Raw genomic sequence first — 25,223 nt, forward strand, 5'->3', positions numbered from 1 at the left:
TCGGTCATCCACCCACAAAAAAAAGAAGAGCAGGATCTCCACGGTGCGGAGACCCTTTGCGACCGGAAAAGCGTCAAGAGACTGCAGTGCTGAGCTATCAGGACTTCACTTGCTGCAGCTGGCGTAGCAGATCGGCCAGGTCCTCATAGACATGCTCGGGCTTAATCGGCGAGACCTCGATATCGGCGCGGTTATTGCGGCCCGAGAGCACCAGGATCGTATGGGTTCCAGCGGCCTGGCCAGCCAGAATATCCACATCCAGGCCATCGCCGATCATGACAGTCTCCTCTGGCTTACTGCCCAGGCGCTCCATCGCCTCCAACAAGAGCATTGGCTCCGGCTTGCCCACCACCTCCGGTGTCACGCCGGTACCGGCTTCGATAGCTGCCGCCAGAGTTCCACAGCCTGGCAGGAAGCCGCCGCCGGCGATCGGCAACAACGGATCGCGATTGATGGTAATAAAGAGCGCGCCGGCCAGCACGATACGCACCGCGCAGGTCAGCTTGCTATAATCGAAAAAGCGATCGAGGCCGACCAGCACCACATCGGCCTCCTCTGCATCGACCTCCACTACCGTCAGGCCATACTCCTGCGCTAATTCCACCAGCGGCTGCTCGCCCACAATGTAGACCCGTGCCCCAGGCAGCCGGCGGGCGATATTCTGCATCGCCGCCTGGCCCGCGCTCATCAAGTGCTCAGGCGTGGCTGGGATGCCCAGGCGCTCTAGCTTGGCCAGAATCTGCGAACCCGTAGCGAACGAGTTATTCGTCAAAAAGATATACTTTTTACCGTTGGCCTCCAGCCACTGCACGAACTCGCGCGCGCCTGGCAGCAGCTCGTTCCCACGGTAAACGACGCCGTCCAGATCGATCAGGTAGGTCGTATAAGGCAGCATAGACCTTCTTTCCGTAACGTTCGGCAAGCACAAGCAAGGATTTCAGGCCGAACCCACCCACAGTCAGCCAGCGAGTCGGCTCAGCGCGGCAGCAACAGCTCGCGGATGGCGACCACATCGCGGCGCAGGCCAGGATCAAGCTGCATAGCCCGTTCGATCTTCTCACAGGCATGCAGCACCGTGCTATGGTCGCGCCCACCGAAGAGCTGGCCAATTTCCAGCAGCGAGAGCTGGGTCTCCTGGCGAATCAGATACATGGCAATCTGGCGCGGAATCACAATCTGCTTATCGCGCTGCTTGCCACACATGGCCTCCAGCGGGATATGGAAGTAATCGGCCACCGCCTGGGCAATCTGCCTGCCACTCAGCTGCACTTCGCGCGATCCATTGCCCAGCGATGACATCGCCGCCCGCGCCATATCAAGCGTCAGCTCGGTGCGGTGCAGCTGCTGGTAGGCCATCAGACGATTAAGGCAGCCCTCCAGCTCACGAATATTGGTCTGGACGCGACTGGCGATATAGGCAATGACCTCATCGGGTACCGGATAATGCAGCATATCAGCCTTGACGCGCAGAATCGCCATACGCGTCTCCAGATCAGGTGGCTGAATATCGGCGATCAGTCCCCACTCAAAGCGCGAGCGTAGCCGCTCCTCCAGGCTCACAATAGCCTTGGGGGGGCGATCGCTGCAGATGACGATCTGCTTGCTCATCTCGTAGAGACTGTTAAAGGTATGGAAAAACTCCTCCTCCGTCGATTCTTTGCCAGCGATAAACTGGATGTCATCGACCAGCAAGATATCGACGGAGCGATACTTTGCGCGAAACTCCTCGGTGGTGCGATAGCGAATTGCATTAATAATCTCGTTCGTAAATTGCTCAGACGAGACATAGAGTACCGTCAGGCCGGCCTGAGCCCCCTTATGACCAATGGCATGCAGCAAATGGGTCTTGCCCAGGCCGACCCCTCCATACAGGAAGAGTGGATTATAGGCCTCGCCGGGGGCCTCCGCTACAGCGTAGGAAGCGGCATGGGCCAGGCGGTTACTATTGCCCACAATGAAGGCGTCAAAGGTATAGCGCGGGTTCAGCCGGTTGGGCATCGCCCCTGCGCTCTCCTGCTCCCAGGAAAGCGTTCCGCCAGCCAGCGAACCCGGCAGCGTGGAGTCATGCGGCGCGTGCACAGGTGGCTTGCTAGGCAGATCGTAATCATAGTAGGGAGAAGGAGGAGTAGGGTCATTTCTGCTGTGTCGAGCGACAAACGTCTCCGTTATTCTCTGGCGGTCCTCCATAGCGGCCATCTCCATCTCCTCATCAGCGTGCGCCTCCCGGGGAGCATCATTCGCCGCGCCACTCGCCGCCACCACCCTCAGTGTCACCGGCTGCTGAACTAACTCGGCGAGGGCCTGCTCGATAGCAGGCTGGCACTGCTGCTGAATCAGAGCAGAGGCCAGAGCATCGGGAACCAGGAGCCAGAAAGAGAGAGCTTCTCTCTCTCCTGTCGTGGCGGGCGACTCGCGAGCGGGAGCAACGGGCATGAGGCGGGCAGTGCGCAGCCAGACCCTGGCCACAACATCGACAGGCAACAGCTCCAGGCGCTGGAGCGCCCTGTGCCAGAGCGTGGCTGGATTCACGCGGATCACCCTCCCGCCTGGTCCTCAGCGAGCGCCACACACTCGATCTCGACCAGAGCCTGGCGCGGAAGCTCGGCCACGGCTACCGTTGAGCGGGCCGGCGCCGGCTCGGAGAAATAGGTAGCGTAGACCGCATTCATCGCCTGAAAGTCGCTCATGCGGGCCAGAAAGACGGTCGTCTTGACCACTCGCGAGAGAGAGCTGCCGGCAGCCTGCAGCACAGCCTGCAGATTCTGCAACACGCGATGGGTCTGAGTTGCCACATCGTCACCCACCAGCTCGCCGCTGGTGGGATCGAGCGCAATCTGTCCAGAGGTATAGATAAACTGGCCGCAGCGGATCGCCTGGCTATACGGTCCGATGGCGGCAGGTGCACTGGTGGTACTAACCTTCGTTCGTTCCATACAGCAATTCTAACCGTGGGCGCTTGAGTGAGCGCCCTCCTTCTCATCCAGGTTCTCTTCTAAGAGTATGATACCGACGGGGCCAATCCTTCTTCACGGATACTGGCGCTGCGGTGGGAACAGCGGGCCACCACCGCCAGCGGGAGAGGCCAGGCCCTGCCAGGGAGAGGCCACAGCGGGATGTCCTTGCTGCACCAGCTCACGCAAGCAGGCCCGCAAAGCCTGCTGCAGTTCGATGGCCGAATGGAAGCGTTCCCCCGGCTCTTTTTCCAGCGCGCGCATCACCACCCGCTCCACACTGATCGGCAACGAGGGGTTAAACTGGCGCAGCAGCGGGGGATTGGTAGAGGCGTGCTGCATCGCGATCGAGACTGCGGTCGGCCCCACAAACGGCGGGCGCCCGGCCAGCATCTCAAAAAGCACAACGCCGAGCGAATACAGATCGGAGGAGGCCGTCAACGTCTCGCCGCGCGCCTGCTCCGGCGACAGATAATCCGCCGTCCCGAGCACGATACCACTGTTCGTTAGTCCAGCATCTTCGGCCACGCGCACAATCCCAAAATCTGTCAGCTTGACCCAGAGTCCGCTGCTCAAATCCTGGGACAGCGGCGTGATCCCATTCCAGGTCAACATAATATTCTGAGGTTTAATATCGCGGTGGATAAAGCCGCGCGCGTGGGCCACCTGCAGCACTGAGCAGACCTGGCAGGCGATTTCAAAGGCTTCGCGCACCTGCAGGCGGCGGCGCTGAGTGATCAGCTGCTTCAGCGTGGGGCCTTGAATGTACTCCATCACCAGGAAATACTGCCCACCCTCCTCAACAAAATCGTAGATGGTAACCGCATTGGGGTGGGCCAGAGCTGCCGCCGCGCGCGCCTCCCGGCGAAAGCGCTCTACGGCGCGCAGATCATTCTTATCGAGCGAACGCAGCACCTTAATGGCGACAATACGCTCCACGCGGTGGTCCCAGGTCTTAAAGACGCTAGCCATGCCGCCGGTAGCAATATGCTCACGAATCTCGTAGCGTCCCGCGATGAGCGTGCCTTCCAGCTGACTCAAGGCTCTACCTCAGATCCCCCAGCAAGGTGATATCAAAGGATCGTTATTTGTTCCCAGTATAGTGCGTAGGGTAAGTATATCATCAAAACACTCACGCCGTCCAGAATGGGTGAGAATCGCCATCGACACCACCGCTTGTGAGCTGGATTGGGCTGCCAGCGGGACTGTAGGTCTTGGTCTTCTGATTGTAATTGAGCTTGAGCAGCCAGAGATTAAACTCCTCATTGGAGTAGAAAAAGTAGGCGATGGCTTTTCCATCGGGGGACCAGACAGGTTGGCTGACAAACTCCCCTTTGACGAGCAGCTTGGACTGCTGGTAAGGCAAGAGGGCCTGCTTTTCCACCGTCGGATCGTTCGGGTTCGTGGTAACGCCTTCCGGAGTAGGCATGACGTAGAGGCCCATCTGGCCGTCCGACTCACGCCGGATGTAGGCAATGGTGTTGCCATCGGGGGAGAAGGCCGGCTCTAAACACTGCACGTTGGGCGGAGTGATCGCAATCCCCGGATCGAAGCCCGGCAATCCAGGATAGTAGGTGCCGTGAGGCTTACGCGCAATTTCATTGGGATCTTCCATGAAGAGCTGAATCACCTGCTGCGTGTGTGTGTTATCGTAGGCATAGTGGGTATAGATAATCTGGTCAGGATGCCCGGGCCGGAAGCTGGGATCACTGTCACCTCCATCGCCAACATAGGCGTAAGCCACATCCTGGACCGCATTGTAGTTGTTAGGCTCATCGATCGACATCTCATAGATCTGCAGGTCGAGTACTGGCGCATCGTAGTGCGTGTACTGATACCAGTCTTCCTTCTGGAAATCGCTCAGGAAGAGCAGGTGCTTGCTGTCGGGGGCCCAGCGTGGCTGGACATTCCATTTGAAATCATCCTTGGGGACATCCAGGCCAGGCACAAAGTAGTAATGGCCATTGCCATCGAGCAACATATGCCACGGGCCGCCGTTGACCGACATATACTCGATGTCGGAATAGTTCTTGAAGCGCACTGTGAAGGCGATCCATTTACCATCAGGCGAGACCGCCGGATCGCTCACAGTCTGACCTTTGGTGAGCTGCTTTAAGCTATTGGTCAGGCCATCCAGGACCCACAGGTTATGATCGATGGTGAAGTAAATCTTCCCTCTGAAGAGATTTGGGTTCTGATTGACTCCCACCTGGCGGTTCCCGACCGTGGTCTGCTTGAACTCGCTGTTGCCACCTCCAAACCAGAGACAGCCCTGCAGCAGAACCACCAGGCATGATAGCAAGATGCCCAGGCGCCACGAGATGCTCTGCTTCTTCATCGCTCTTCTTCTCTTCTCTGAACCGCTCGCTCACTTGCTCGTACGTCAGGATAATGCCCGGGTCCGGGGTGAATCGACGGAAGGCAGAGCTGCAGCGACCTCGCTTTGTTCCTTTCGCGCTCGCAGGTCTGCAACCAACGTCTACAGCCCTGCAACAATGCTGCCAGATTGCGAGGTTCTCACTATCTCCCCACGCGGCAGGCGCAAGCGGACGCTGGCGCACCAGCACACCTGCCCCAGGCCCAGCGCCGGCTGCGCTCGCCGAGCGTCCTCGGGAGAGCAAGGTGAGGCAAGCAAGTCTGTGATCTTGTACCATCAGTACCCACAGACCTCTCCTTTCCTCTCTCTGCTCCATCGCCCGGGCATTGTCATCCATTCTTATGGATAAATCGTCATAGAGGCCCGCCTCGTCTCGCCAACCTGTCAGGCAATAAATATCTTTCTGCCTGATGAAGGCGAGCTTCGAGGCAGGTATCAGATCCCTCCCTGGTCAGGCAGCGACCTCGTCTCCGGCGTGGTCTACTGGCTGACCAGACTAGACCTTCGCCGCATCCAGCGACTCACAGACTACCGCCAGCATCAAGTCAAGCAGGCTGCGTATACCTAGGAGGTTATCGCTGCCGCCGCCCCGCAGGCTCATCAGGCCGAGATTAGCCATCTGGCCAGCGGTGGAGAGCGGATTGCCAGCTTGCGCGCTGTCAGCCACAGCCGAGGTAGATTGCACCGTCGAGAGTGCGCTGTTGCTGGTCTTGCTCGTCGTCTGAGCCACTGTTGACGACGAGGGATTGCTGGCTGTTCCAATATTGCACTGAGCCTTGTCACCCAGAGCAAACATCTTGGCAATCACTGGCAGGAGAGCATCGCAGTTGGGGATCTCGACATCGACTGCCTGGCCATCGCGCGTCACTGTAGCGGCATGTGAGTAAGGCGGGCCCAGGGTCACACGCTGCACGCTCGCCGCATTGATCGTACGAGCGAAATTCATCAGCTCCAGCACCTGAGTCAAAGAGAGGTCGGTCTTCACGTATCCATTCAGGTCCTGGGCGATCTCCTGCAATTTTCCAAAAATCTCGGGATTATCGAGTTTGGTTTTCAGCTGCGTCAGCACCTGCTGTTGACGGGCCGAACGGCCAAAGTCGCCAACCAGATCGGCATGGCGCGAGCGGACATATTCCAGGGCCTGGAGACCTGACAAATGCTGCGGCCCTGGCGCAATATAGAGGCGCTTGTAGGCATGGATATCACCAGTCGTATTGCCGACATCATCGGGATAGGTATCGTCTGTAATGGGGTGCATAACATCGACATCGACCCCGCCGACCGTATCGATCACCTTGACAAAGCCATCGAGGCCGACCCAGGCATAGTAATCAATCGGGATACCAAAATCGGCGTGGATCGTAGCGCGCGAAAGGGCCACGCCTCCGTAGCCATAGGCTTCATCCAGTTTGCCCATGCCGACCCCGGGGATTGGCAGCCAGAAATCGCGCGGGATCGAGAGCATGCCGACGCTATGGGTGGCCGGATCAATAGTCACCACGATATCCGTCTGGGCAATATAGTGACCAGCGAATTTCTCATCGGTATCACTGCCGAGCAAGAGAATGTTAAAGCGCCCCCCGCTGAGGATCGAGCCACCGCTCTGGCTCTGCGAGGTGTCGGAACCGCTATCTCCGCGCAGGCGCGGAACCTGTTGACCAACAATATTATTGACGGTTCCGGCAAAGGCATAGTAATAGTAAGCCACCGCCGCGCCCGTGAGAAGGAAGATCACCAGGCAGGCTACGGCCACGATCCGCACCCAGAGAGGGAAGCGGCGTCTCCGTGTCTTTCCCTTCCTGGCAGGGCGAGGCAGCGAGGGACTGGCTGGCTGAGCTGAGTGGAGAGGCACCGGTTGAGGAGGCGCTCCCCAACCAGCCGAGGACGGCCAATCAACGCCCGGCGTAGCACCCACCGCTGGCAGACCATTACCCAGGCCCGGTAGCGACACAGGATAAGTGGCTGATGGGGTCGTCGGAGGAGCTGTCATCGCCCCTCCCATAGCCAGCGGCCCCGTTCCTGGACCCGAGGCCAGGCCAGCCCCCTGACCAGGATAGCCCGGCATGCCACCAGGCATGGAGCCAGGGCCACTGAGGCCTGGTGCGGCTGGCCAGGGACCCAGGCCCGGCGCACTGAGTGGCCCTCCGAGGGCAGGCGAGGGCTGCGACTGAGCCAGCCCCTGCTGCAACAGATCGGGCAGACGATTCAGAGGAACATTGGCGTCCGTTTGGTGCGACGAAACCTGATTCAGAGAGAAGGGCGGAAGACCCTGTTGAGAAAGTGGCAGAGGCAGGTCGCCGGTTCCGTTTGGTGACTGGCCAGCAGGCGTCGCAAGAGGCGAAGAGGCCGCAGGCCCGGCAAGACCAGGCAGAGAGAGCATCGGCGGTCCGCCCATAGGATTCTTCTGCCAGAGACCCGAACCTGTTGACCGTGTGGCAGTCGGTCCCGCCTGCTGATCCTGCGCCGCGGCTTCTCCCCCCCTTTGCCCGCCGTTCGGCGACCACAGACCCGACTGAGGCTCCTGCTCAACAGGCTCATTGAGAATCTGAGCCGGATTCTTGATAAACTGGCGTTTCGCAGTCATTCAAACTCACTTCCTGACAACTTCCTAGCAGAGAGCCTTGTTGGCATGCGCGCTACATTCTCACACGCGCACAGCACTGATGCTGCTCCAGGTCACTTCACTCCAGTACAGGAGCCTTGTGCTTCTCCGGCCCTGCTACCGCCCACATCATTCTCCCAATTTCCTAGCAGCAGTTTCTAGTCTCGCTGGCTCGTTTATCTGCTTCCTCAGTAAGTCGTAGCCCTCCTTCTGTGACAGGGCCTTACCTCTTCTTTGCGTACTGTTAAGTACAACGCTTTGGCAAGTCGTTTCCCGTGGCCATCGTAAAATATGGCTATCCTGCAGGATAGCAAAAGCAACCCCGTAAGGAGAAGGCAAGTGTTACAGCTCACGGTCAACAAGCAGACTGGTCAGCCAAAGCAGGCGTTCTAGCCTGACCTACCCTCCTGCTGACTGGACCCTGCATCGGCAGAATAGACCCATCCGTGAAAGAAGCTGCTCCTGGCCAATGGCTAGCCAGAAAGCGAGGTATCGTCTCGGCTGCAACCTGCCCGAGCCAGCAAGCATGCATGCCAAAACGAGCAGAGCAGACACCAGCGAACCCTATCACGCAGGACGGTCATCCAGCGCCCACCTGGGTAATAGCCTCTCTCTCGCCAGCCCACAGCCCTGTCAGCGGAACAGCCCGGCAAGGCCAGGCCTGCAGCGCCAGTGGACGCTACCCTGGTCCCGGATAAGAAAGCGTCGCTGATTCGTAGTCACTTACTATAACGCATGCTGTTCCAGCAAGTTTGCAAACAGAACCTTTTTGGCCAGAGGCAACCGGCCAGACCCTCCAGGACCCCGTCGGGCTATGAGCGGGGGCGCCTGCACCAGCTAGCGATCACCAGCCCAGGAAGCCCAGGAGGCAGCTCAGCTCAGGCAAAGAGCTGGCTAAGCAACTGTTCCTGCTGCAGCAGGGCGGCCTGGCGCAGGCCTGCAAAGGTCTCCGCCCCCAGGCGCTGCTCCAGGGTGTTGAGAAACAGCTCAACTGTGCTCACCGTTGGGTCCTGCAGGGCCTGGCGCCACTGGACCGCAAAGAAGAGCAAGGCCAGTCCTTCGACCTGCCTTCCCTGCTCATAGAGCAGCATGCCCATGTTGGTGACAATCATGCCAATATCGTAGCGCTCCTGGGTGCGCAGCGCCAGCTTCAGCGACTGTTGATAATAACTCAGAGCTTGCTGATACTGCTTTTGCGTCTGGCAGAGCAGGCCCAGATTATGCAGTGCCACACACTCGATCTCAGGGTCAGGCTCTGCAAGTTGGCGATTGAGCAGCAGCGCCTGCTCGAAATAGGTCTGGGCCTGCTGGAGCGCCCCCATGCTGCGATACAGCTCGCCCATGTTGACCAGCGTTACTGCCGCATCGTGCTGGTCGCCCAGGGCCTGCTGAATACTGAACGCCCGTTCATAGCAGAGCTGGCTCTGCTCATACTCACCCAGGCGGGCATAGAGCAAGCCCAGATGACTATTGACCAGGCCCTCATCGTGGCGTGTCAGCAAACCGCTGGGCGGCAGCATCCCTGTATACATACTCATCAATGTATTCCACGTTCCCCAGCGCATAAGGCTTTCATGCAAGCTCTCGTCGAAAAGCAGATCGCAGGCTTCCTGCCAGCGCCAGCCCAGGCAGAGATGGCGAATAGCGTGCAACAGCGGCACCACGTCCTGCAGGCCCGTGCGCTGTTCCCGAGGTGGGCACTGCTCCAGAGCCAGGCGACGGTAGTAGGCCGCAACTTGCAAATGGCTGTTCGCCAGAGCGATCTCGCGGGCCTCTGGCTCATCTGGTTTCAGGCCGGCCAGGGCCTCCAGCAAAGGGCTACGCAGGCCCAGCATGTTCTCCAGCGCCTCGCTATGCTGGAGATCGTTCCCCTCCAGGTAGGCAGCGAGTACATACTGGCGCAGCAGGCTATGCAGGTCGTAGCAGGTGGTCCCTGCCTCATTCAGGGAGCACTGCACCAGCGAAAGCTGCGCCAGCTGCAGCAGCTCTTGCTCAAAGCGCAGGGCATGTGCTGAAGCATACTGGCCCGTGACCGTAGTTACAATTCCTGTCAGTGGGACCGGCTCGGAGAAGAGCGCCAGGGCGCGTAAGAGCAAGGTCTGCAGTGGAGAGAGATGGCGATAGAGCGCCGCGATAGTCTGGAGGGTTACATCGCCGCTCCAAAGCGGCTGATACTCGGCGGCGTGCAAGAGATAGGACAGAGAAATTCCCGAGAGCTGCACGAGAGCGCACACGAGCAACAGGGCAAAAACATGGCCCCCGCAGCGCTGCCAGACCAGAGAGAGATCCTCATAGCTGCCCTGCAGGCCACGTTGCAGCAGCAAGGAAACCCCCTCGGGGATACTGACCCGCGAGACCAGATACGAGCGCACGCGCTTCTCGTCGTCGTTGAGGGGTCCATAGGGCGAGAGATAGCTCGTCAGCAAGAGGCGGCTGGTGCCCAAATCCATCTGAAGCATCTCAAAGAAGGCCGCCAGAGCTCCACGCCCGACCAGTCCCTGGGCCGTCTCCGGGTCCAGCAACTGCTCAAACTGATCAAGGACAATGAAGGCGCTCTCATGTGGACGGCGCAAGGCGCGCACCAGGGCCGCAATCTGCTGCTCGGGCTTGAGCAGAAAGAAGGTAGAGGTGTCAACGTTGATGCTACGCAGGATAGCGGCGATGACATCGGGTAGATTGGCGAACGAGCTAATGCTCAGCCAAACAAAGTAACGTGGCTGCAGCGGAGGCTCCTTTGCCACCTGGGCCATTGCCTGGATACTCTTATAGACGAGCGCGGCCAGCGTCGATTTACCGACCCCCGGCTCACCAGTGAGAAAGACAGCGCTGGTATTGGGGTTGCTCAGCATGCGCCTCACCGCATTCACCTCATCGGCGCGCTGCAGAATGCACTCAGGTTCTGTCGCTGGAGGTGTTGTCGAATAGATCCCGAATGTGAACTGCTGCCGACGCTGAGGTGTTGGCTGAAGCGCAGCCGATAAGGGCGGCGTTCCTCCGCCTGCCTGCCCGCCCCCCGAGACCAGGTTGTTGTATTCCCACCCTTGCATACAACGTTGTACCTCGATGTTTCACTTGTGGTGAGTGCAGTATACCATATTGGCACGCCTCAAGGGGCGGATAGCCTGAAAATGCTATTATAGGGACGTAATTCGCGTAGAAGGGAGAAGGCTTAGCAGATCTATGCTCCGAGTGATTTACATGGGCACTCCCCAGTTTGCCGTGCCTCCCCTGGAAGCCTTGATCCGCGGCGCCAGACCTGGGGCCGTCTTAGCAGAGGGCTATGAGATTGTAGCAGTGATCACGCGTACCGATAAGCCGGTTGGCCGTGGTCACCACCTGGCTTTTTCGCCAGTGAAACAGGTTGCGCTTGCTCATGGCTTACACGTCTGGCAGCCTGGCTCTCTCAAGCGCCCTGAAACGATCGAGGCCCTGGCGGCCTATCATGCCGACCTCTACATTGTCACGGCTTTCGGCCAGATTCTGCCCCAAGCCGTGCTCGATCAGCCGCATTACGGCACTTTGAATATCCACGCCTCATTGCTGCCAAAATACCGTGGCGTCTCGCCGATCAGCGAGGCCATCCTGCAGGGAGAGAGCGAGACCGGCGTGACCATCATGCTGCTCGATGCTGGCATCGATACCGGTCCCATTCTCCACCAGCGCCGTCTGCCGATTGCCCCCGATGATACCGCGGAGACGCTGAGCGCGAAACTGGCAGAGCTGGGGGCAACGGCCCTGCTGGAGACACTGCCACGCTGGATCGCCGGTGAGATCACGCCTCAGCCCCAAGACGAGAGCCAGGCAAGCTATACCCGCATGCTGCGCAAGGAGGACGGCCAGATCGACTGGCAGCGGCCCGCAATCTGGCTGGCGCGGATGGTGCGCGCTTATACCCCCTGGCCAGGCAGCTACTCGTTCTGGCGTGGTAAGCTGCTCAAGATTCTGAAGGCCACAGCCCTGAGCGAGGAGCAGAGCCCCCTTCCAAGGAACCTGCCTCCCGGCACGGTGCATCGGCACACGCTTGCCGGCGAGGAGCTGCTGGCAATCGCTTGTGGGGAAGGCTGGCTCCTAGTGAGCCACCTGCAGCTGGAAGGGCGCAAGGCGGTCAGTGCCGCTGAGTTCCTTCGCGGTTACCCTCAGATCGTCGGCAGCGTGCTTGGGTCTTCCAGCTAAACTGCTTCAGGCCAGAGTCCCACTGGGAGGCAGACAGGACTGAAACGGGGAAACACCTAGAAAAACCGGCAGAGAGAGCTATCAATCGCTTCTCTCTGCCTGCCTCTGGCCTGGATGCCGACTGAGGGACCTCTCTCTTCCCGGCCCCCGCTCCGCGAACCAGCGCTCAGGCGGCGCGGGGACGAGTCACCAGGGCACCAATGACGCAGATAATAGCGATCGCAAAAAAGAGCACCGCATGTTTTACATGGACGGCGGTCGGCGGCGAAGCGAGCACATGGGGAATGCCGGGGATCAGATAATAGATGCCGGCAATCAACGCCACGATCGCCACCACGATCGCCAGGATAAAGACCGTAGGACTAGAAGAGTTCTTCATCGTTCCACCCTTTCCTGAGAGCAAGAAATAGGTCACTTGTTTTGTTGATGAGAAAAATCTGGCTCTGGTTGGGCCTACTAGATAGGCCGCCGCCCTACCTGGCCAGGAAAGAGGCCAGGGGTAACAGGAAGCCTTAGCCGGATAACCAGCCCTCTACTGTCCGGGCCTACTCCTGTCCCCCCTGCCTGCCTATCATTTCAAAGCGCGCCTGCCCCGTCCATCCAGTCAGGAAGAGGCGGCAGCAAGCAGACAGACAACAAGCCAGGCCAGGCCAATACAGACCGGCACAGGACTCGGCCCAACTAGGCCGTCTTGGGCCGCCCCATCACCATACCGACGATCCCAACGATCAGCAGGATCGCACCGACGATCAGGCCGACCAGGCCGCGCGCAGGATGATGAGTTACCTCGAACACGACGCCGAGGATGAGCAGAATAATACCTACAGCAAGGGCGGCATAAAAGAGATACTGGTTCTTCATACGCGGTGTTCCTACCTTTTCCTCAAAAGTTCAAAATAGGGACCTCGGTTCACGGGGTCAAGCCCTGTCAGGGCTGGCGACAGGACTCTCCTCCTTCAGAACGGGGACCATTGCCAGGCTGGGGGGAGCCACCACCGCTAGGGCCAACCCCTGCCGACAGCAGCTGTCTTCCCCCTACAGCCTCTAAGCAATTCTACCTAATCAGGCAGCGGTGTGCAATACGAAGAAGAGCAAAACAAGCCCAACCAGGCCAGCGATCCAGCAATAGACGGCAAAAGGATAGAGGTTACCCGTCTCAAAATACTTCAGTAAGAATTTAGTACTGAGGTAAGCTGCTAGCCCCGAGAGTACCATGCCCGTAAAGACCAGCAGCAAGACGGAGCCTGAAAGACCAAAGAGCTGAGGGATTTCAAGAACAGCCGCCGCAAAGATAATGGGTGTTCCTAGCAGGAAAGAATAGCGGGCCGCATCCTCGTGGCTGAGGCGCACACCTAGAGCAGCCACCATCGAAGCGCCAGAGCGCGAGATACCCGGGATCAAGGCCAGGGACTGACCCAGACCCACCAGCACCGCCTCTTTCCAGGAGAGCGAGGCCAGAGGACGCAGCAGACTCTTGGCGTCCTTATTAGCCTGACGACGCTCCTCTTGTGCCGTTCGATAGCGGCGCAAGGCCTCCCCAAAGAAGAGCAGGGAACCATTGACCACCAGGAAGGTGGCGGCGATAACAGGAGACGCGAAGAGCTGCTTCAGCGGCTTCTCCAGAAAGACCCCCAGAATCCCCGTCGGGATTGAGCCGATAATGATCAACCAGCTCACCCATTCCTCCGTGCCTCGTTGTACCTGGCCTTCTTTGACGCTCTTCCACAAGGTGCGCAGCACCTGGAGCCAATCGCGCCAGAAATAGATCACGAGCGCCAGGGCTGTTCCCAGGTGGAGCGCTGTAATCAAAGGCAGAAAGCGTTCGTTGCCTACAAGATCTCCCCAACCCAGCAGCCCGGGGATGACTACTGTGTGCCCCAGGCTGCTGATGGGAAACAGCTCGGTGATACCCTGCAACAGAGCTAGAAAAATGACCTGTCCGAGATTCAGATTCATCAGCTCTACTCTCGCTGTTGCTTCCTTACTTCAGATACTGCTGAACCTCCTGATCAAACTCGGCCTGAGTCTTGGCAAAGACGGCCCGTCCGTTATCAGGCCGGTTCAGGAAAAAGTAGTAGTCGGTTTTGGCCGGCGACGCCGCGGCCTGCAGGCTGGCCAGACTCGGGCTACAGATCGGCGTCGGTGGCCACCCCTTATGTGTATACGTGTTCCAGGGACTATCGGGTAGCACCTGACTACCCGAAGCGGCCAGGGGCGCCCAGTAGCTCTTTGTGCCGGGCTGCGAATCGCGTGCGTACTGGACAGTGGGATCTGCATCGAGAAAGCCTGCTGTTTCGGCATTAGGACGATAGACACGGTTCCAGTAGACACTGGCGATCAACGGGCGGTCGCTGTCAAAGGCTGCCTCACGTTCAACAATTGAGGCCAGAATGACCATCTGGTAGAGACTCATATGGTTCGCTGCCGCCTGCGTGTCCAGGTGATACTGCTGCACCTTGGCCTGGAACTCCTCCAGCAGGCGATCGATCACATCCGTGGTCGTCGCCCCAAGCGTGAAAAAGTAGGTATCGGGGAAGAGAAGCCCCTCCATCGTCGCCCCCGAGGGGAGCTGCTTGAGAAAAGGAAATTTGTTACGATCGGGGAACTTGGCCGGATTCTTGGTGTAGGTCAGAAAGTCCTGTTTGCTGAAACGTGGCAGGCCCGCTGCCTCAATCTTGTCAGCAATCTGTTCCAGACGCCAGCCCTCGGGGACACGTATGGCAATCTCATCGGGCTCTCCTGTCATGAGCGCATCGATGATGTCGCTCATGTTCATGCTGCTGTTCAGGTTGCGATAGACGCCAGCTTGCAAATGCTGGTCCAGACCCTTGATCTTGGCCCAGAAACGAAAGGCCAGCGTGTTGCGGATCAGTCCCTTGGCCTGCAGATCATTCGCCAGTTGCTGTACCGTCTCATTCTCCTGGACAATGATCGTTACCGTATGCCCCTGGCCGGGCGGGCTTACAGGCTCTAAGACCGCCGTGACCAGGTTCCATGAGACATAGATGAGGCCCAGAACCAGGGCAAAGACCAGAAAGACGCTGAGAATGGCCCCCCGTGAGCGAGGAGGGTGAGGACCTCGTACTTTCATTGTGACGCTTCCTCTGGAGCTTGGTGCCGGTGATTCAGGTACTGCTGCAGAATAAGCGTCGCTGCCAGAGCATCGACTCCCTGCCGGTTCCTTCCTCCTTTTCCCTGACCACCTCGATGGCCACCACGCCTGGAACGCCTCCCTCCTTCCTCCTGCTCCCGCTCTGCGAGCAAACGCTGCGCCTCTACGGTCGAGAGGCGCTCATCCCACAGATCGACTGGGATCTTGATATGGCGCTTCAAGCGCTCGACAAAGGCTAGCACACGCTCTCCCTGCTGATGGATCTGCCCATCAAGGCTGATCGGTAGCCCCACCACGAGCGCCTCAACCTCGTTCTCCTCAATGATGCGCCGCAGCGCCTCCCACAGCCGGGCCTCGTTGCCGGCTATCTCCAGCGTCGTATAGGGCGAGGCTAGAATCTGCGAGGCATCACTGACGGCCACTCCGATGCGAGCCTCTCCCACGTCTAAAGCCAGTATGCGAGCCATCATAAAAAGTCAGACCAGCTTGCTGTCTTTTATTTGCTACTACTTCTTACTATAGAAGAGAGCAGTATCCATAGCATTCTAACGAAGGAAGCCTTCACTGTCTACGTCGCCCGGGAAAGAATAGCAAGGGTTGGTCTACGCAGCCTTCCCCTCCTCTCAGCGCCACTCCGGCGAGCAGCTAGCTGGTCAGTCAACTGGCCCCCCACGGCGCTCGCTACTGGCCTTGCTCAAGAAAAACGCCGACAGGCAGCATGGCCAGCCAGTATGGGCCTAGCTGCCGTCGGCGCCCTCCTCCGTCTACAGCTTCTCCTAGGAGATCAGGAGACTGTCACGATGTTCCGATGGATATGAATATGATCGCGTAGCAAGGGCATCCAGGGATAGAAGCCTGGATTGACGGAGATGGCCGTCTGGATATCCACGGCCTGCTTTCCAAGGCGAGTAGCCAGCAGGCTGTTGAGATCGTTGAGCGCCTGATCCTTGGCCTTCCCGCTGAGCTGGCTCTGCAGCTCTTCGTCACTGATTGCCGGTCCAACCAGCCCTGTGGCCGTCAAAGTCAGCGCCAGGGAGCTGCCATTGTTATGGGATGTCCCTTTCAAGCTTGTAATAGAGACAGGCTTCTCGCTGAGCAGTTCATACCCCTGTTGCTGTTTCTGGATAGCAGCATTGAGAGCAGCGCGGGCCGCCTCCTGAATATCGGCAGCGCGGACCACCAGGACCGCTGCCTGGAAGGTGAGGGTCGCAGTGAAGTTCCCACCAGGGGTCACCTGACCGACAGCAGGCGTCGCATTGACCTGCTCCTGCACTACTGGCTGACCAGCCAGATCGCCGTTATGCAGCTGCTGCTTGAGCCAGTCACGCATTTCTTGCTGCAATCGAGTATCCAATTGACCCTTGATGGCATCGACATCGGTATTGGTCACCTGAGGTACACTGCCCAGACCACCGCCCGAGGTAGGCTGAGGATTGGTGACCGTCAGTTCGTTGGCAGAGGCCCCAATCTGCTGTAGACTCTCGGGGGGGATGACCGTGATGCTATTGGCCGGCACATTGCCGCTGGTGCCGGGGTTGACCGCCTCAACCTGGACCGGATAGGTAGTTCCGGGCGTAATCAGTGGCTCGGCGGTCGTTGCGAACTGGATACCCGAGGGAGTTGCTACGATGGTGCCTGTCGGGATGACGAGCGAGTGGCTGCCTTTATTGGTAAACTCCACCGTCCCGTGGGCCTTAACCACGCCAACCCGCGCCAGTCCACTGGCCCGCCCCTGAGCCTGGACATTGCGGCTAAAGAGCAGAACCTGGGCTGGCAAGGTATGAGCCGCCACATCCAGACGCGTGGTAGAGCTAGCGGTGAACTGGAGATTCTGGCTAAAGGCCCGCGCTGGAAGTGTAAAACTCACCTCAGCGGTGGGGACATAATAGGCCATAGCTGCGATAAGAGCTAATAAGAGCACAAGCAGGCCCACGAAGAGCAACGGACCACGAGCGCTGGCGCTGCGTGTGCTGGCTGGTCGGCGGGGAGAACGGGCAGCGGTGACCCGTGCACCGGCGCCGGTGGTGGGTGCCGTTTTGCTCTGTGGCCGGCCCGAAACCATCTCGCCCGACCCGCGTGGCGCTGTTCCCGGCAAAGCTGTTCTGGGGGCAGCCGAGCCAGCTGGTCCTCTTACCAGTGAACCGCTGATCACACGCGGAGGCTCAGGAGCAGAACGGGGAGGCAGCGCACGCGTAGGCAACGCCTCAATATCGGGCAGAGCCAGCTCGCTCTCCTCCTCTTCAGCGCCAGGGATAGCCGTCTCTCCGTCAAATCCACTCACTCGCGAAGGGGATGATCTGCCATAGCTCCGCGCCCCCAACCCGGACACGGAGGACGGGAAGTCTTCCTCTTCCTCCGCTGGTTCCTCGCTACCAGGGGTACTCCAGCGCTCGACAGAAAGGTGTGTCGACGGCAGAGCGATATCCCCCTGATCACCCAGATCCTCGACCTCGGCTTCCAGCAGGGTTCCGCGCCGACCCGAGATCGCCGGAATATCGTCCTCGACCTCGTCGATGGGAGCGAAGGCTCCGCGTTGTTCGGGAAGAGAGCTGGGGGAGATCTCCTCGATACGACTGAAGGGATCGGCTGCTTCCTCTTCCTCCTGGCGCTCTCCTGTTTCAAGGGGGGCAGTAGTATAGGACTGCCGATCCAAGCCGGCAGGCGCAGCGCGTGCGGGGCCCGGCTGCGCGGCCTGGCGAATGTGCTGGGCGGTGCGGAAATCCTCCAGCAGCGTATCCTCAGCTTCATCCTCCTCCTGCCCAGACGGGAGGAGTGGAGAGATCTCCGCGGAGGCATCGATTGGTTCGATATGAAAGTCATAAGAGTGCTCGGTCGATGGCTGAGAGTATCGGCGGACGGAGCCGCCTGCCTCAGCGGGGCGCTGAGGACTGGCCAGGTCTTCGATGAGTGGTTCCCGGCTTTCGCGTGGGCGCCCGAAAGAGCTTGACAATGTGCCAGGCTCCTCCACCCCTTTCAGCGATCTCTGGCCGGGCGTCGGCGCGCGCGGCAGTAACGGTTTCTCCTCCCTCTCCTCAGCTCCGCTAGAGAGAGTGCGCTGCTGCTCAGCGCGAGTACGCGCCGCAAGGCCGCGTGTCGGTGACCGTGAGCTAGAGCTATGTTGCAGGGTACGTGCGGGCCGGCTGCCCGGGCGCGCTCGACTGCTGGGAGGAGAGGTCAGAGACTCGGCCACCTTGAAGCCTGCAGCCTTGACCACTACTCGGACCTGACGATCCGAGCTGACGACGAGCACATCCTTGCCCAGCTCGCGCGTGCGTGCATGCAGCAGCCGCCAACCCACGTGGCTGCGCAATTTGGTCTGCGGGGGCACCACCAGAATGAGACGCCGCGCTGGAACCTTCTCCAGGCGCTGGCGCACGTCGGTCAGTTCTTCCTCGGGGCCAAGATAAATAATCTGCTGCTCGTCAGACATGTGCCCTACTCCCTGCATGCAGGCCAGCACGCGACTGCTTCTACGTGGGCCCTGTCTTCTGTCGTTGTCTCATGCCTGTCTGCGCTCTTCGGCTGGTTGCCAGCCAGGGCGAAACACCAGTGGCAATGCGCGAGGCTCTCCCCTCTCCCCTGGCCACTCGCCGCGCGCTCGCGCCTCAGAGATGCATATTCTGGATAACTTTGTAGAGCGCTTGCTCCAGGGTACTATTCTCATTCTGAAGCTCGATAGCCTGGTAGGCCAGGGCCATCGGCGTGATATCCTGTGCATCGCGTAGCAGCTGACGCGGGTCAAGGATGCTGGTGACCATATCCGGTTGGACCGTCTCAATCAGCGGCGGACGGGCGAAAGGTAGGCGTTCCGTCCAGGGAAAGCTCCGTAGTTTTTCCTGCAGATCGGGCAGAGCTGAGCCACCACCGACCATATAGATCGCTGGCGGTAGAAGCTCGTTCTTCGCCAATTCCTCGATGAGCAGCTCCACACTGTCCATCCAGGTCTGGCACTCGGGAGCCAGAATGGCTCTGATCTCATCGCGCTCGTGACCCTTAACCATCCCATTGCTGTAAAGCACCTTGAGCTTCTCCGCTTCTTTCAACGAGAGACCCTTGCCCGTTGCCAGGCGCCGCGTAAAGGTTCGCCCTCCCAGGGCAAACATGCGTGTCTCTTCGATGCCACCCTGGCGCACCAGGGCGATATCGGTTGTTCCCCCACCGACATCAATGAAGATCGCCCCACTATCAGCACTCGCGTTGGTGCTGAGACAGCGCGCCAGGGCATACGGCTCCGCCACGATGGCCACCAGGCGCAGATCAAGACCCTGGGCTACGGTCTCCAGCGCCCCTAACTGCATGAGGGGAGCAAAGGCGCTGAAGAGAGTCAGAGAGAGATGGCGCCCGCGGAAACCAATGGGGTTCGTGACCACCTGCCCATCAACGCGCACCGAGATCACCGCAGCGTTGGTGAGACGCACCTCAATATTCTGATATCCCGTCTCAGCTGCAATACGATCGCGGGCATTTTTCAGCAGCTTCTGCTGAGCCATGCCGATCAGGCTTTCCAGCTCATCGGGCGTAATGAACTTGTTCGGTTGCTGACGGGTCTTGGTCACCGTGATCGAGCTGCCTTTGACCAGCTCACCAGCAATGCCAATGACTGCATCCGGCGCCACGATATCGCCGGCAGCTCGCTCAGCCTGGATCAGAGCCTCATTGCAGCCCTGAATGACTCCCTCGATATCCGTGACGATGCCATCGGACATATGTGAGTAGCTCTGGCGATGCCGACCCACGCCGAGCACGATGCCCTGGTCATCTACAACCTCGAAGACGATCGCCTTCGCGTACTCTGTGCCAATATCAAGGGCAGTATAGAACTGGCGCCCACTCCCGTCGCCATACTGCTCCTCGTAGCCGTCCTCGGGGACATATTCGTAGCTGCCTTCTCTGATCTGTCCCCGGAAGAGAGAGCGCAAGCGGTCAAAGAGCTTTACCATCAGAACTCACAACATCCCCTGTTGATGCATGCCACAGAGAACATGCCGCCTTTCGGTCCAGGCTTTAATAGGTGAACACGAGCACTACACGTACGTTATAACACAATGCCTGCTGGACAACAAGGGGCACCAGCTTCGCACTTTCCGTGGGCCTCCCCACTCAGCCAGTGTGCACCGCCTGCCCTGTGATGATGAGTCTCCCTCGTCTTCCTGTTCCTGACCGCGAGGCTGCTGCCGGCCTTCCTTCGGTCGGGCAGCGCCCGGGTCCGGCATCAGTGTGGCAGCGTCCTTGCTCTACGCCTGGCCTGGCTCATGCCAGCCAGGTCGATTGATTGGTTGGTTGGTTCTGGCTGGGCCAGCGAGCGAGTCTATCTGCTGGCTTTCTCTTCGCTGTGGAGCCAGCTCTCTCCCAAGGAGGAGCCTGCTGATGTTGTCCTGGGCGAGGCCGGGCAGGCCCCTGTTCGGACCTGCCGGCCAGCTCTCAACTCAGGGCCTGCTCAACGAGCGAAGGCACCAGGGCCAGCGCTGCGCTGAGGGCCTCTTTCTCGCGTCCGCCACCCTGAGCATATTCTGGCCGACCGCCGCCTTTTCCGCCGAGTCGCTGGCCCACGGCGGCGGCGATCTTGCCGGCGTGCAGGCCGCGCTGGACCAGCTCGGGAGCGACCAGAACCTGCACGCTTACTCGTTCATCGTAGGCAGCAGCGAGCGCTACTACGCCTGGGCGCCCCAACTTATTGCGCGTCATCTCAGCAATCTCACGCAGCACGCGATCGTCGGGAGCCGAAAGGCTGGCTGTCACCACCGGCACACCGTTCACCTCGCGCGCCTGCTCCGCCAGAGAGGCCGCCTGGCGTCTGGCCTCTTCCCGCTGATACTGCCCCAGCTGGCGACGCAATGCTGCCAGCTCGTCGCGTAGCTGATCAACGCGCTCGATCAGATGGTCCGGCTGGGTCTGCAAGCGGCTCGCCAGGGTTTCGACGAGCAGCTTACGCCCGCGGAGATACTGCTCGGCGCCGCGTCCGGTAAGAGCCTCGATACGGCGAATACCGGCGGCAATGCTTGTCTCCTGGGTCGTGACGTAGATGCCAATCTGCCCGGTGGCGCGGCAGTGCGTACCTCCGCACAACTCTTTGCTGCTCCCCATCGAGACAACGCGCACCTGCTCGTCATATTTCTCTCCGAAGAGGGCCATCGCGCCCGTCTTGAGCGCCTCCTCCAGTGGCATAATCTCGGTGATCACCGGATAGTCGGCGCGAATCCAGCTATTCACCAGCTCATCCAGACGGACCAGGTCTTCGCTGGTGAGAGCACGGGGAGAGGCAAAGTCGAAGCGCAGGCGCTCCGGCTCAACCAGCGAGCCGCGCTGCTCAACCTGGGGACCAAGCAGGTCTCGCAGGGCCTTATGCAGCAGATGAGTGGCGCTGTGGTTGCGCATAGTGTCTTCGCGACGCTGGGCATCGACCTCTGCCTGGACCGTCTCGCCAACCCGCAGGTAGCCCTCCGTGACACGGCCATAGTGGACAATCAGGCTTTTGAGGGGGCGCTGAGTATCTTCGACGACAAAGGTTCCTACCATTCCTTTAAGCAGGCCACGATCGCCAACCTGGCCACCGCTCTCGGCGTAGAACGGGGTGCGATCCAGAATCACCAGCGCCTCTTGCGGTGCACTGACGCTCTCGACTTCTTCACCATTGACCAGCAGCGCCACAACAGTGCCGCTAGCGCTGGTGGTTTCATAGCCGAGGAAGGTGGTTGAGGTGACACGGGCCGCGACTTCGGCGAGCTGCTGGTCGTTACGGGCCTGGGCAAAGGGACTGGCCGCGCGGCTGCGCTCCTGTTGCTGACGCATGGCCTCCTGGAAGTCCTCTACGTCAACGGTGAAGCCCTGCTCCGCCGCAATCTCCTGAGTCAATTCCAGAGGGAAGCCGTGGGTATCGTACAGCTTGAAAGCCTCGACCCCGGGGATCACCGTCGTGCCGCGCTGCTTTAGTTCAGCCAGCAGCTCGGTCAGCAGCTGCAAACCGGTGGAGAGCGTTTGATTAAATTTCTTCTCCTCCATACTGAGCAGAGCCACAATGCGATCGCGGTGCTGGCGCAGCTCGCTATAGTGGCCGCCCATCAGCTCGATCACGGTATCGGCAGCCTCGGCCAGGAAGGGCTTCTCCAGTCCAAGCAAGCGACCGTGACGGACGGCGCGACGCAGGATACGGCGAAAGATATAGCCGCGGCCCTCGTTGCTGGGCAGCACGCCATCGGCAGCCAGAAAGACCAGGGCGCGCCCGTGGTCGGCGATGACGCGCAGCGACGTGTCGGTGCGAGCATCGCGGCCATAGGCCGTGCCGGCCAGGGTGGCAAAGCGGTCAATAATCGCCCGGAAAACATCCGTCTCAAAGACCGACTGCTTGCCCTGGAGGACCATCGTCAGGCGCTCCAGGCCCATGCCCGTATCGATATTCTTGCGCGGCAGCGGCGTGCGCTTGCCATCGAGATCCTGATAGAACTGCATAAAGACCAGGTTCCAGATCTCCAGGAAGCGTTCGCATTCGCAGCCGGGCTTGCAGTCTGGTCTACCGCAGCCATGCTCGACGCCGCGATCGTAATAGATCTCCGAATCCGGTCCACAGGGGCCAGCGGCTCCCGGCGGTCCCCACCAGTTATCTTCCAGACGCACAATGGCCTCATCAGGAATGCCGGTGATCTCCGTCCAGTAGCGCGGGGCCTCGTCATCCTCGGGATGGACCGTTGGATGAAGACGCTCGGGAGGGATCTTGACAACCTGGGTCAGAAATTCCCAGGCATAGGCGATCGCCTCGCGCTTGAAGTAGTCTCCCACCGAGAAATTGCCCAGCATCTCGAAGAAGGTCAGCGTGCGCTCATTGCCCACTTTATCAATATCCGTCGTGCGGAAACACTTCTGCACCGAGGTGAGCCGCGTGGCGGGAGGCGTCTCGCGCCCCAGAAAGAAAGGAATCATCTGCTGCATACCGGCGGTGGTCAGAAGCACCGTCGGATCGTCGCGCGGGATGAGCGACGAGCTGGGCATCAGATAGTGACCTTTCTGGACAAAGAAGTCCAGGAAGCGTTGGCGAATTTCTGCAGTGGTAGGCTGCACTTTTACAGACACAGCTGCCTCCTCACTAGTACAATCGGGCTGGGCTCACCCGCGGCACCTGAGCGGGACGGCTTGGAAGTTACCAATCCAAAACAAATCAGCTTGATCGACTCAGCGCCTTGGTCTTGGTTGGTAGAGCGAGCGCTCAAGCGCGCCACTTCATCAGTCCAGATCGCTATAAGTAGATGAGATCCGGTGTGGATAATAGAACCAGCGTCCTCCCCAGCACGATGCCGCGTCCCGCCAGATCGGGCATAGGTAATATCTAGAGCCATTTGTGCACGGGCATTATATCAAAGCCAGGGACCTATCGCAATGCCTGTGGAAAGGAGCGAGGTGCATGCCTGTTTCGATGAAGCTTCCCCGTCGCACGCTGCTGGTCCTCTGCGGGCCTGCCGGCTCCGGCAAGAGTACCTTCGCCGCGCGCTACTTCAGCGCGATACCCACGATGGTGGTCTCTTCGGATTACTGCCGGGCCATGATCTGCGATGATCCGACCAATCAGCAGGTCAACCGCGACACTTTCGACGTTTTCCACTATATAATCAGGAAGCGTCTGTTCAACGGGCGCTTCACGGTGGCCGATAGCACAGCTCTCCACGCGGAGGCGCGGCGCAAGCTCTGGGAGCTGGCTTTTCATTTCGGTTACCTGAAATGCCTGGTGGTTTTCAATGTCTCGCTAGCTACCTGCCTTGAGCGCGATCGCCTGCGCGAGCGCCAGGTCGGCCCGCAGGTGATTGAATACCATATCCGCCTCCTGCAAAAGGCGCTGCAGGAGATTCCTGCCGAGCAGTGGGACCGCGTCTATTTGCTCAATGAGCACGACATGGAGGCGACGATCGAGATCGACCCCTGACTGGTGTCAGCTTCACCTCGTCAGGCCAGGCTCCGCCTTCTCCTGGTCCTGCTTTTCTCAATCGAGCGAGAAAACTTTGAGAGAAAGGATTGTCTTTATTCTATGGAATCTGCTCTTCCGTGGAGACGCAGTGGGTTGCGCTTTCCCGTTCCTTGCGATACGCTCTTCTTCGATGTTGATGGTGTTCTGATCAAAACAAGCGAATCGTTCCGTGCTACCGATATTGCAGTGGCTGAGTATATTGTTGGAACACTCCACGGCCTGGATTGGGGCCGTGCTGAGGGCCGCCCTCTGCTGACGCTCGATGATGTGAAGTTCTTCAAGCAGGCTGGTGGCTTCAACGACGATTGGCACATGTGCTATCTGCTGGCCGGCCTTTATACGGCGAAGCTGCGCGAGTGGCAGGGAACGCCGCTGGCGGAGCGCAGTAATCGCGAGTGGATGGAGCTGGCACGGGCGGCGATGCTGGAAGGACAGGGCGGTCTGAAGTGGGTGCGCTCGGTGATTCCGGCCAGCGCTCTCCCGGACTATGAGCTGGTGGGCGAGCTGTGTCACGAATACTACTGGGGGGCGGCCGAGTACCGCCGGCGCTTCGGGCGCGAACCACGTTATCTGCCCGATTGGCCCGGCTTTGTGCATCGCGAGACGCTGCTACTGCCCCCTGATCTGCCGATGCGTTTGCACGACGCCGGTCTGCGGAAGCTGGGCTTGATTACTGGCCGCATCGGCCCCGAGGTCGATAGTGCTCTGGAGCGCCTGGCCGCTCATAGCGGAGGCGCCTGGTGGGATGTGGTAATCAGCGGCGACGATTGCCTGAAGCCCGATCCCCAGGCACTGCGCCTGGCCATCGCCGCTGTGGGGGCCAGCGGCGGCCTCTACGTGGGTGATACGGCTGACGATCTGGATCTGGTTTTGAACTATCGCCGTACTCAGAGGCCGGACGAGCCTGATTTTCTGGCCGTGATGCGTGTCTTCCCCGATGAGATCGCTCTGTATCGCGAGCGCGGCGCCGATCTGATTATCCGCGAGGTGGCCGAGCTGCTCACCGTTCTGCCTGCTCACTAAGCGGGAAACTGCTCGTATGTCAGCCAGCGGCCCCA

General features: G+C 59.7%; 18 protein-coding genes. 3 read left to right on the forward strand and 15 right to left on the reverse strand.

What is annotated here, in order from left to right:
* Positions 1-97: 97 nt before the first annotated feature.
* The 7 genes from A4R35_RS12510 to A4R35_RS12540 form a co-directional block, all read right to left on the reverse strand.
* Positions 98-895: an HAD-IIA family hydrolase gene (locus A4R35_RS12510; protein WP_112429847.1), complete on the reverse strand. Its 798-nt coding sequence runs from the start codon at positions 893-895 to the stop codon at positions 98-100.
* A gap of 80 nt (positions 896-975) precedes the next feature.
* Positions 976-2,529 carry a chromosomal replication initiator protein DnaA gene (dnaA, locus tag A4R35_RS12515; RefSeq protein WP_399358722.1) on the reverse strand — a complete coding sequence of 518 codons (1,554 nt, stop codon included), beginning with the start codon at positions 2,527-2,529 and terminating at the stop codon, positions 976-978.
* Positions 2,530-2,534: 5 nt separating this feature from the next.
* Positions 2,535-2,933, reverse strand: a complete 399-nt coding sequence (locus A4R35_RS12520; RefSeq protein WP_112429849.1) for a RidA family protein — start codon at positions 2,931-2,933, stop codon at positions 2,535-2,537.
* A gap of 93 nt (positions 2,934-3,026) precedes the next feature.
* Positions 3,027-3,992 (reverse strand): protein kinase domain-containing protein, encoded by a 966-nt coding sequence (locus A4R35_RS12525; protein WP_112429851.1) that lies wholly within the window; start codon positions 3,990-3,992, stop codon positions 3,027-3,029.
* Positions 3,993-4,083: 91 nt separating this feature from the next.
* Positions 4,084-5,289, reverse strand: coding sequence for a TolB family protein (locus A4R35_RS12530; RefSeq protein WP_112429853.1), 1,206 nt, complete (start codon positions 5,287-5,289; stop codon positions 4,084-4,086).
* A gap of 535 nt (positions 5,290-5,824) precedes the next feature.
* Entirely contained in the window at positions 5,825-7,912 is a 2,088-nt protein-coding gene (locus tag A4R35_RS12535) for an LCP family protein (protein ID WP_112429855.1), read from the reverse strand.
* 896 nt (positions 7,913-8,808) lie between these two features.
* On the reverse strand, positions 8,809-10,977 hold the full coding sequence (locus A4R35_RS12540) for a tetratricopeptide repeat protein (RefSeq protein WP_112429857.1): 2,169 nt from the start codon (positions 10,975-10,977) through the stop codon (positions 8,809-8,811).
* A gap of 133 nt (positions 10,978-11,110) precedes the next feature.
* Here A4R35_RS12540 and fmt point away from each other — a divergent pair, with 133 nt between their 5' ends.
* On the forward strand, positions 11,111-12,103 hold the full coding sequence (fmt, locus tag A4R35_RS12545) for a methionyl-tRNA formyltransferase (RefSeq protein WP_112429859.1): 993 nt from the start codon (positions 11,111-11,113) through the stop codon (positions 12,101-12,103).
* A 166-nt stretch (positions 12,104-12,269) separates the two neighbouring features.
* On the opposite strand, the gene A4R35_RS12550 is transcribed toward fmt, so the two are convergent.
* From A4R35_RS12550 to alaS, 8 genes are all read right to left on the reverse strand, one after another.
* Entirely contained in the window at positions 12,270-12,482 is a 213-nt protein-coding gene (locus tag A4R35_RS12550; protein WP_112429861.1) for a hypothetical protein, read from the reverse strand.
* A gap of 302 nt (positions 12,483-12,784) precedes the next feature.
* Positions 12,785-12,964, reverse strand: coding sequence for a hypothetical protein (locus tag A4R35_RS12555; RefSeq protein WP_112429863.1), 180 nt, complete (start codon positions 12,962-12,964; stop codon positions 12,785-12,787).
* 201 nt (positions 12,965-13,165) lie between these two features.
* The gene (locus A4R35_RS12560; protein ID WP_112429865.1) at positions 13,166-14,059 is read right to left on the reverse strand and encodes an undecaprenyl-diphosphate phosphatase; all 894 of its coding nucleotides are present in this window, start codon (positions 14,057-14,059) and stop codon (positions 13,166-13,168) included.
* A gap of 25 nt (positions 14,060-14,084) precedes the next feature.
* Positions 14,085-15,194: an endolytic transglycosylase MltG gene (gene mltG / locus A4R35_RS12565; protein WP_112429867.1), complete on the reverse strand. Its 1,110-nt coding sequence runs from the start codon at positions 15,192-15,194 to the stop codon at positions 14,085-14,087.
* On the reverse strand, positions 15,191-15,685 hold the full coding sequence (gene ruvX / locus A4R35_RS12570) for a Holliday junction resolvase RuvX (protein ID WP_112429869.1): 495 nt from the start codon (positions 15,683-15,685) through the stop codon (positions 15,191-15,193). Before ruvX ends, mltG begins: the two co-directional genes overlap by 4 nt.
* Positions 15,686-15,999: 314 nt before the next feature.
* Positions 16,000-18,645 (reverse strand): baseplate J/gp47 family protein, encoded by a 2,646-nt coding sequence (locus tag A4R35_RS12575; RefSeq protein ID WP_189361733.1) that lies wholly within the window; start codon positions 18,643-18,645, stop codon positions 16,000-16,002.
* A 175-nt stretch (positions 18,646-18,820) separates the two neighbouring features.
* Positions 18,821-20,155, reverse strand: a complete 1,335-nt coding sequence (locus A4R35_RS12580) for a cell division FtsA domain-containing protein (protein ID WP_112429873.1) — start codon at positions 20,153-20,155, stop codon at positions 18,821-18,823.
* Positions 20,156-20,636: 481 nt separating this feature from the next.
* Positions 20,637-23,279, reverse strand: coding sequence for an alanine--tRNA ligase (gene alaS, locus A4R35_RS12585; RefSeq protein WP_112429875.1), 2,643 nt, complete (start codon positions 23,277-23,279; stop codon positions 20,637-20,639).
* Between the two features lie 328 nt (positions 23,280-23,607).
* On the opposite strand from alaS, the gene A4R35_RS12590 reads away from it, so the two are divergent.
* Entirely contained in the window at positions 23,608-24,123 is a 516-nt protein-coding gene (locus tag A4R35_RS12590; RefSeq protein WP_112429877.1) for an AAA family ATPase, read from the forward strand.
* A 102-nt stretch (positions 24,124-24,225) separates the two neighbouring features.
* Positions 24,226-25,188 carry an HAD family hydrolase gene (locus A4R35_RS12595; RefSeq protein WP_146747209.1) on the forward strand — a complete coding sequence of 321 codons (963 nt, stop codon included), beginning with the start codon at positions 24,226-24,228 and terminating at the stop codon, positions 25,186-25,188.
* Positions 25,189-25,223 lie beyond the last annotated feature (35 nt).

It is taken from the genome of Thermogemmatispora tikiterensis (genome assembly GCF_003268475.1).
Taxonomy (GTDB): Bacteria; Chloroflexota; Ktedonobacteria; order Ktedonobacterales; family Ktedonobacteraceae; genus Thermogemmatispora; species Thermogemmatispora tikiterensis.

Coding starts and splice junctions, on each gene's coding strand:
- ruvX (WP_112429869.1), bottom strand. CDS start 15,685: ATGATGGCTCGCATACTGGCTTTAGACGTGGGAGAGGCTCGCATCGGA.
- A4R35_RS12535 (WP_112429855.1), bottom strand. CDS start 7,912: ATGACTGCGAAACGCCAGTTTATCAAGAATCCGGCTCAGATTCTCAAT.
- A4R35_RS12575 (WP_189361733.1), bottom strand. CDS start 18,645: ATGTCTGACGAGCAGCAGATTATTTATCTTGGCCCCGAGGAAGAACTG.
- A4R35_RS12595 (WP_146747209.1), top strand. CDS start 24,226: ATGGAATCTGCTCTTCCGTGGAGACGCAGTGGGTTGCGCTTTCCCGTT.
- A4R35_RS12560 (WP_112429865.1), bottom strand. CDS start 14,059: ATGAATCTGAATCTCGGACAGGTCATTTTTCTAGCTCTGTTGCAGGGT.
- fmt (WP_112429859.1), top strand. CDS start 11,111: ATGCTCCGAGTGATTTACATGGGCACTCCCCAGTTTGCCGTGCCTCCC.
- A4R35_RS12540 (WP_112429857.1), bottom strand. CDS start 10,977: ATGCAAGGGTGGGAATACAACAACCTGGTCTCGGGGGGCGGGCAGGCA.
- A4R35_RS12510 (WP_112429847.1), bottom strand. CDS start 895: ATGCTGCCTTATACGACCTACCTGATCGATCTGGACGGCGTCGTTTAC.
- A4R35_RS12550 (WP_112429861.1), bottom strand. CDS start 12,482: ATGAAGAACTCTTCTAGTCCTACGGTCTTTATCCTGGCGATCGTGGTG.
- A4R35_RS12530 (WP_112429853.1), bottom strand. CDS start 5,289: ATGAAGAAGCAGAGCATCTCGTGGCGCCTGGGCATCTTGCTATCATGC.
- mltG (WP_112429867.1), bottom strand. CDS start 15,194: ATGAAAGTACGAGGTCCTCACCCTCCTCGCTCACGGGGGGCCATTCTC.
- A4R35_RS12555 (WP_112429863.1), bottom strand. CDS start 12,964: ATGAAGAACCAGTATCTCTTTTATGCCGCCCTTGCTGTAGGTATTATT.
- A4R35_RS12580 (WP_112429873.1), bottom strand. CDS start 20,155: ATGGTAAAGCTCTTTGACCGCTTGCGCTCTCTCTTCCGGGGACAGATC.
- A4R35_RS12590 (WP_112429877.1), top strand. CDS start 23,608: ATGCCTGTTTCGATGAAGCTTCCCCGTCGCACGCTGCTGGTCCTCTGC.
- A4R35_RS12520 (WP_112429849.1), bottom strand. CDS start 2,933: ATGGAACGAACGAAGGTTAGTACCACCAGTGCACCTGCCGCCATCGGA.